Here is a 1370-nt window from a genome sequence, read left to right as displayed (position 1 = left end):
CGCAGTCCCGGTGTGGACGGTGAAGGGCGTGTGCAGCCCGATCCCGGAATGGTAGTGCTCGTGGTTGTAGTATTCGAAGAAGGAGCGGCAGAACCGTCGGGCGTCCTGGAATGATCCGAACCGCCCAGGGAACACCGGGCAGTACTTCAGGGTTTTGAAGGCCGCCTCGCTGTAGGGGTTGTCGTTGCTGGTCTTCGGCCTCGAGTGCGACTTGGTGATACCGAGCATGGACAGCAGTTCGGCCAATGACAGGGAGGTCATCGCGGTCCCCCTGTCGGAATGGATCGTTTCGGCTGCGATCCCCCCGTTGGCGCGGATGCAGTTCTCCACGAACTGGCGGGCTATCCGACCGGATTCGCTGGTGTGGACCTCCCAGTGCACCACGTACCGGGAGTAGATATCGATCATGACGTACAGGTCGAAGAACCTTCCCGGGCCGGGTCCGCGCAGTTTCGTGATGTCCCAGCTCCAGACCTGGTTCGGGGCGCGGGCCACCAGGTGGGGCTTGGTCTTGGGCGGGTGGGTGGCCTGGGCGCGCCGCTCCCGGCTCTGGCCACGTTCGCGCAGCAGGCGGTACATCGTGGAGACCGAGCACAGGTAGGTGCCCTCGTCCAGGAGGGCCACCCACACCTGTCGGGGTGCTTTGTCCCGGAACCTCGCGCTGTTGAGTACCTCGATGATGTGTTCGCGTTCTTCGGTCTTCAACTGGTTGGGGGGAGGTGTCCTGACGGGTTCTTCCGGGGTGGGTTGTTTCTGGTTCCGGTTGCGGTAGTGGGTCGAGCGGTTGATGCCCGACAGGCGGCAGGACTCCTTGATTCCGGTGATCGGTTCGAGTTGGGTCCGTGTGTCCCCGCGGATCTCGGTTACGAGTTCTCCGAGTCCGCGCTCTCGGATACGATCTCCAAGAGCGCGTGTGCTTTTCCCAGGATTTCCATGGCTGCTTCGGTCTGCTGCAGCTTCTTGGACATCCGGGCGTTGTCCCTCTCCAGCCTTGCTTTCTCCCTGCGCAATTGTTCCAGTTCGGACTGTTCGGGTGTTTTCTTCTTCCCCGCAGTCGTCCCGGCTGCCTGCGAGGTACTCAGTTCGCCGCTGTCGCGCTGTTTGCGCCAGAGCTGGATGCTGGAGTCGTAGAGTCCCTCCCTGCGCAGCAGTGCACCCTTCTCGCCGGCGGGGACCGTGTCGTACTCCTGCACGATCTGCAGCTTGTAGGCGGGGGTGAAGGTCCGGCGTTTGGGCCGGTCGGCTCGGGGCCCGTCGTCTTGGAGGTCGTGGTTGGTCATGGTCACCGTGGTTGTTGCCTGTCCTCGCCCTGCTTGTGTCGGTTAGTGAAGGTTATCCCCGTGTGTCCCGCTTGAGCCTGACACTGAGGG

Annotated in this window: 2 protein-coding genes; both read right to left on the bottom strand. The window is 62.9% G+C overall.

Annotation, left to right across the window (positions count from 1 at the left end):
- A partial coding sequence (locus DVR05_RS27195; RefSeq protein ID WP_255423128.1) for an IS3 family transposase occupies positions 1-816 on the bottom strand: 816 nt, incomplete at its 3' end.
- A gap of 47 nt (positions 817-863) precedes the next feature.
- Positions 864-1280, bottom strand: a complete 417-nt coding sequence (locus DVR05_RS27190; protein WP_198659358.1) for a transposase — start codon at positions 1278-1280, stop codon at positions 864-866.
- Positions 1281-1370 lie beyond the last annotated feature (90 nt).

The sequence above is a fragment of the Nocardiopsis sp. FIRDI 009 genome (assembly GCF_003386285.1).
Lineage (GTDB): Bacteria > Actinomycetota > Actinomycetes > Streptosporangiales > Streptosporangiaceae > Nocardiopsis.
This window is presented reverse-complemented; position numbering and strand designations above follow the sequence as displayed.

Bases quoted from the DNA above. Each gene is read 5' to 3' on its own strand.
- DVR05_RS27190 (WP_198659358.1), bottom strand. From the start codon at position 1,280: ATGACCAACCACGACCTCCAAGACGACGGGCCCCGAGCCGACCGGCCC.